This is a genomic window from Kribbella sp. NPDC059898, from assembly GCF_042730855.1.
Lineage (GTDB): Bacteria > Actinomycetota > Actinomycetes > Propionibacteriales > Kribbellaceae > Kribbella.
Window position 1 is genome coordinate 148,782 of sequence record NZ_JBHWKR010000018.1, and the last position, 6,164, is coordinate 154,945.

Annotated in this window: 5 protein-coding genes; all 5 read left to right on the plus strand. The window is 68.3% G+C overall.

Annotated elements, in window-relative coordinates:
• The first annotated feature begins 27 nt into the window (after positions 1-27).
• Genes ACFV9C_RS38820 through ACFV9C_RS38840 form a run of 5 tightly spaced genes read left to right on the plus strand, consistent with a single transcriptional unit; the run spans position 28 to position 5,943 of the window.
• Complete coding sequence (locus ACFV9C_RS38820; protein WP_380201906.1) at positions 28-975, plus strand: carbohydrate ABC transporter permease; 948 nt, start codon at positions 28-30, stop codon at positions 973-975.
• Positions 965-1,810, plus strand: coding sequence for a carbohydrate ABC transporter permease (locus ACFV9C_RS38825; protein WP_380201908.1), 846 nt, complete (start codon positions 965-967; stop codon positions 1,808-1,810). The genes ACFV9C_RS38820 and ACFV9C_RS38825 overlap by 11 nt, the downstream gene beginning before the upstream one ends.
• Positions 1,807-3,243 (plus strand): arylsulfatase, encoded by a 1,437-nt coding sequence (locus ACFV9C_RS38830; RefSeq protein ID WP_380201910.1) that lies wholly within the window; start codon positions 1,807-1,809, stop codon positions 3,241-3,243. The genes ACFV9C_RS38825 and ACFV9C_RS38830 overlap by 4 nt, the downstream gene beginning before the upstream one ends.
• 19 nt (positions 3,244-3,262) lie before the next feature.
• Positions 3,263-4,588, plus strand: coding sequence for an alpha-L-fucosidase (locus tag ACFV9C_RS38835; protein ID WP_380201912.1), 1,326 nt, complete (start codon positions 3,263-3,265; stop codon positions 4,586-4,588).
• A gap of 5 nt (positions 4,589-4,593) precedes the next feature.
• Positions 4,594-5,943 carry a sulfatase-like hydrolase/transferase gene (locus ACFV9C_RS38840; RefSeq protein ID WP_380201913.1) on the plus strand — a complete coding sequence of 450 codons (1,350 nt, stop codon included), beginning with the start codon at positions 4,594-4,596 and terminating at the stop codon, positions 5,941-5,943.
• The last annotated feature ends 221 nt before the right edge of the window (positions 5,944-6,164 follow it).

Here is a 6,164-nt window from a genome sequence, read left to right on the forward strand (position 1 = left end):
CCGACCTCTCGACGAACCGGAGTGACGATGTCGACCGTGGCCACCAGACCTACTGGTCCACCCAGCGGCGCCCAGGCGGCCGCACCGGCGCCGCGGCGACGTCGTCGCCCGGTGCGGGAAGGCGGGCACGCACTGGCGTTCCTGACCCCCAGCCTGCTCGGGCTCGGCCTGTTCACGCTGCTGCCCTGTGCGCTCGCCGTCGCCATGAGCTTCTTCGACTGGCCTGCTCTCGGTACGCCGAGATTCGTCGGTCTGGCGAACTACGCGAAGATGTTCGGCGAGAGCGGTCAGTTCGGCGCCGCGCTGCGCAACACCGTCCTGTATGCGGTGGTGATCGTGCCGCTCAACCTCGTGTTCACCCTCGGTGCCGCGCTCTGGATCGCCCGCAGCCGCTTCCGGAACGTGTACCGCGTGCTGTTCTTCCTGCCGGTCGTGACGCCCGTGGTGGCGACCACCGTGGTGTGGAAGCTGCTGTACCAACCGCACGGGATCATCGACCAGGTCCTCGCCGGGATCGGTGTCGACGCACCGAACTTCCTCGGTGATCCGCACACGGCGATGGGATCGGTGATCCTGGCCAGCCTCTGGCAGGGGTTCGGGTACAACATGCTGATCTTCTCGGCCGCGATCGACCAGCTCCCGGACGCCGTCCTCGAGGCGGCCGAGGTGGACGGCTGCACGGGACTGCGCCGGGTGCTCCGGATCACCGTCCCGCTGCTCTCACCGTCGATCTTCTTCGCCACCACGGTCACGATGATCCAGGCCCTGCAGGTCTTCGCCGAACCACTCATCCTGACCGCCGGCGGGCCCGGCAGCTCCACCGTCACGGTGGTGATGAACGTGTACCAGACAGCCTTCCTGGACGGCAATCTCGGCCTCGCCGCAGCCGTAGCCTGGGTGCTGTTCGCCCTGATCATGATCGTGACCGGCGTCCAGTGGCGCGGTCAGAAGCGGTGGGTCCACTATGAGCACTGAGCAGACTCTCCCGCGCCGTGTCCCGGCCGGCCGGATCGCTGCCGAGATCGGGCTCGCGGTCTGCGCGCTGCTGTTCCTCGCACCTGTTCTCTTCACACTGGCGACGTCGCTGAAGGATCCCGGCGAGGTGTTCCAGCCGAAGTTGTTCGGCGCCACGCTGCACTGGCACAACTACGTCGAGGTCTTCACCTACAACCCGTTCCAGATCTACATCCGCAACGGGTTGATCGTGGCCGGGCTGGGCACTCTGCTGGTCGTCGCGACCGCCGCACTGAGCGGCTACGCGTTCGCGAGCCTGCGGTGGCGCGGCCGGGACCGGCTGTTCCTGCTCTACCTGGCGACGCTGATGATTCCGCAGGAGGTGCTCGTCGTACCGATGTACCTCCTGATGCAACGACTCGGCTGGATCAACACGTTCCAGGCGCTCATCGTGCCCTGGGCGTTCACCGCCTTCGGTACGTTCCTGCTCCGCCAGTTCTACCGCGGCATCCCGTACGAGTTGCAGGAGGCGGCGCGCATCGACGGCTGCGGCCCGTTCCGGACGTTCTGGAACATCATGGTGCCGATCGCACGACCGGCTCTGGCCGTACTGGCGGTCTGGACGTTCATCACGTACTGGAACAGCTTCCTGTGGCCGTTGGTGGTGATCAACGACGTGAACGCGCTGGGCACCGTTCCGATCGGGCTGCAGTTGTTCTTCGGCGAGCACGGCAACGCCTGGCACCTGGTGATGGCCGCCTCGGTCGTCTCCATGGCGCCGACTCTTCTGCTGGTGCTGGCACTGCAGAAGCATCTCGTGAAGGGCATCGCCACCGCGGGACTCGGGGGCCGGTGACCGTGCCCAACATCGTGGTGATCGTCGCCGACGACCTGGGCTGGGGCGATCTCGGCTGCTACGGCGCAGAACGAATCCCGACCCCGAACATCGACGCGTTGGCCGCACGCGGCGCGAGGTTCACCGACTGCCACGCGTCCAGTGCGGTCTGCTCCCCCAGCCGCTACAGCCTGATCACGGGACGGTACGCATGGCGCAGCCCGCTGCGCCGCGGCGTCCTCGGTGGCCTTGACCCGAGCATCGTCGAACCCCATCGCCCGACCATCGGGTCCATCCTGCAATCGACCGGCTACGCGACCGCCGCGTTCGGCAAGTGGCACCTGGGCCTCAACTGGCAACCGCTGGCGGGTACCACGCCCGACCCGTTCGCCACCGTCGAGTACCACGGCCAGATGGAGAATCCCGGGCGGGACGTCGACTACCGCGCACCGTTCACCGGCGGACCGCTCGAGCTCGGGTTCGACCGGTTCTTCGGCATCTCCGGCTCGCTCGACATGCCGCCGTACTGCTTCCTCGACGGCGACCGGACGGTCGGCGTACCCGATCAGGAGAAGGAATCCCGGGTCGGCGGTCAGCGGCCAGGGCTCCAGGTCGGGGGTTGGCAGGACGACCAGGTCGACGTACGGGTGACGGAGGAGGCCTGCGGATGGATCCGCGATCAGGCGGCGAGCAGCCGGCCGTTCCTCGCCTACATCGCACCGGCCGCGCCGCACCGGCCTTGCGTACCTCCGGATTTCGTCCGTGGCGCTTCCGGAGCCGGACCACGGGGTGACGCGGTCTGCCTGGTCGACTGGATCGTCGGCGAAGTCGTCTCCACCTTGAGCAGTACGGGCGTTCTCGACGACACGCTGCTGATCTTCACCAGCGACAACGGCGCGCCAACCCGCTACCCGGAGGACGGCGACGTCGAGCACCACCGGCCCAACGGACCCTGGCGCGGCCAGAAGGCAGACATCTGGGAGGCCGGGCATCGCGTGCCCCTGATCGTCTCGTGGCCGACCGTTGTTGCCGCCGGCACCGTCCGGCAGACGACCGTCTGCCTCACCGACGTGATCGGCACCATCGCAGCGGCAACCGGAGCCTCGCTGCCGACCGACGACCGGGACGGCAGCGATTGGCGCTGGTTGCTTGAGGCAAGCGACCCACCGGACGAGCCCCGGCTCCTGGTGCATCACAGCTTCGACGGCTTGTTCGCGGTCAGGTACGGCGAGTGGAAGGCCGTGCTGGGTAGCGGCTCGGGAGGCTTCTCCGAGCCGCTCGGCGCTCCTCTGGGCGCAGGTACCGATGCAGGACTGCTGTACCAACTCCTCGACGATCCGGCCGAGACCGTCGACCGGTGGCGAGAGCAGCCCGAGACCGTCGCCGATCTCTTCAAGCGGGGCGCCGACGTCTGCCGTGACCCCGCGACCGGTTATCCGTTCGCCGCCCTCTGACTCCGGGAGTACCGCTGTCGTGATTACCTTCGAGAACCGTGTGGGTCCGGACCTCGGTCCGAGCGCCCCGGCGTACCCGACGAACGGCGTACCAGCGTGGTACCGGGACGCGAAGTTCGGGATCTTCGTACACTGGGGCATCTACTCGGTGCCAGGCTGGGCGACCGCCGACGGCACCAGTGCGATCGAGGAGGCGTACGCCGAGCACCAGTACGCCGAGTGGTACGCGAACACCGTCCGCGTTCCAGGCAGCTCGGCCGGACGACGGCACGAACAGCTGTACGGGACCGGCACGACGTACGAGGATCTCGCCGACCGGTGGTCCGCGCCCGCGTTCGACCCGCGGGAGTGGATCCGGATCTTCCGCGAGGCGGGCGCACAGTACGTCGTACCGACCACGAAGCATCACGACGGGTTCTGCTTGTGGGACACAGCGACTACCGGGTTCAGCTCGGCACGACGCGGTCCCCGGCGCGACGTCGTCGCCGAGATCGCCTCAGCTGTCCGGGACGCGGGTCTGCGGCTCGGGCTGTACTACTCAGGCGCACTCGACTGGCACGCCGGTGACTTCCCGGCGATCACCAGCGATGTCGAACTGTTCCGGCACCGGCGCAACGACGACGAGTTCGCCCGGTACTGCGCCGTGCAACTGCGGGAGCTGATCGCACGGTTCTCCCCCGACGTGCTGTGGAACGACCTCGAATGGCCGGATGCCGGGAAGGCGGCCGGTCCGGACAGCTTGTCGACGCTGCTGGCGGAGTACTTCGAGGCTGTTCCTGACGGCGTGGTCAATGATCGTTGGGGCGTGCCGTACCACGGCTACCTGACGCGGGAGTACCTGCAAGTGGACGAGGTGCTCGACCGGCCCTGGGAGGCATGCCGCGGGATCGGTCGGTCCTTCGGGTACAACTCCAACGAGCCCGCGAAGCATCGGCTCTCCGGGACCGAGCTGGTGCGGCTACTGGTCGACGTAGTGGCGAAGAACGGCAACCTGCTGCTGAACGTCGGCCCGCGGCCGGACGGAACGATCCCCGCCGAACAGCTCGCACCCCTCGCTGAGCTCGGTGCCTGGCTCGCGACGCACGGCGAGGCGATCTGGGCGACCCGCCCGTGGTCGGAAGCCCCGCCGCCCCGCGGGGACCTTCGGCACACCGCCGACGAACACGCCGTCTACGTGCACACTCTCGATCCGGCCTCGGGTTCTCTGACCGTCCCGCGGCAGCTCGCCGGCGCAGAGCTCCGCTGGCTCGACGGGCCGGCAACCTCGGCGGCTGCGGACGGTACCGTCGCCGTACCCGAGGCGCTGCGTGGGCACGCGGTCGCCGTACTCCGTGCTGGACGGTGACAAGAGTGGACACCCGCCCCAACATCCTGTTCCTGATCGCCGACGACCACCGGCACGATCTGCTCGGCGCCGCCGATCACCCGATGGTGCGCACTCCCCACCTCGACCGCCTCGCCGGCCGCGGCACCCGCCTCACCCCGCATCACTGCCAGGGCGGAATGACCGGTGCGATCTGCGCACCGAGCCGCGCGTCCATCCTGACCGGGCGCGAGCTGTTCGGCGCGACCGCCTCCGTCGTCCCGGGTGAGCTCGGCACGACAGAGGCGAACCCGGACGTACCGACGCTGCCAGAGACCCTCGAGGCCCACGGCTACCACGCCCACGCGGTCGGCAAATGGCACAACGGAACCACAGCGTTCCGGCGCTCGTTCCACTCCGGCGACAGCTTGTTCTTCGGCGGCATGAGCGACCACAACTCCGTTCCAGTGCACGATTTCGACGCCTCGGGCAACTATCCGCCGGAGGCCGCGCGGACCGCGGACGGCTTCTCTACCGACATCTTCGCCGCTGCCACGGTCGACTTCCTCACGTCATACGACGACCACCGGCCGTTCTTCTGCTGGACGGCGTTCACGGCACCACACGACCCACGAACTCCGCCCGGTGAGTACGCGACGCTGTACGACCCCGACGAGATCGCGCTACCGAACAATTTCATGGCCCGCCACCCGTTCGACAACGGTGACCTCGCGATCCGCGACGAACTCCTCGCGGCGCTCCCCCGCGAACCGGCCGAGATACGACGGCACCTCGCCGACTACTACGGCATGATCAGCCATCTGGACGAGGGCATCGGCCGGATCCTCGACGTACTCGAATCCACTGGCCTCGCGGAGAACACGATCGTCGTCTACACCGCCGATCACGGACTGGCCGTCGGGCAGCACGGCTTGATGGGCAAGCAGAACCTGTACGACCACAGTCTCCGAGTCCCGCTGATCGTGGCCGGCCCCGGGATCGCCTCCGGTCACACGACAGACGCGCTCACCCTGCACGCCGACCTCTTCCCCACGTTGGCCGCCCGGGCCGGGACGGCAGCGCCCGCGACCGTCCAAGGCGAGGATTTCGGCGTGCTCCTCGACGGTACCGAGCAACCACATCGCCAGACCGTGCACGCCGCCTACCTCGGCCTGCAACGGATGGCTTCCGACGGCCGGCACAAACTGATCCGGTACGAGCGCCGGAACGGCCGCGGCACCGACCGGGTCCAACTGTTCGACCTTGCCGCCGATCCCGCGGAACTCCACGACGTCGCGCGCGACCCGACGTACACGACGGTACTGAACCAGCTGACTGCCTCACTGACCGAGTGGCAGCACCTCGCCGGCGATCTTCACGTCGAGCCGAACGCCTGACCGTGCTCGAGGCCGCCGAGTTGGATGATCATGGCGAGGTCGTCCCGGATGGCCCACCGCTCGGCGATCCGGCCCTCGCGCAGCCGGTACGCTCCCACCCACCGACTTGCTGCCCGCTCCACCGGCCAGTTGTCCCGGTCATGAGGTGATGCGGATCGATTGGATGGTGCCGGTGTAGAGCCAGCGGTTCGTCAGGGCGCCTGGGGGTGTGACGTACGCGC

What these genes read in the sequence shown, in the direction of transcription:
- ACFV9C_RS38820 (WP_380201906.1), top strand. Translation starts at nt 28, where the DNA reads ATGTCGACCGTGGCCACCAGACCTACTGGTCCACCCAGCGGCGCCCAG.
- ACFV9C_RS38825 (WP_380201908.1), top strand. Translation starts at nt 965, where the DNA reads ATGAGCACTGAGCAGACTCTCCCGCGCCGTGTCCCGGCCGGCCGGATC.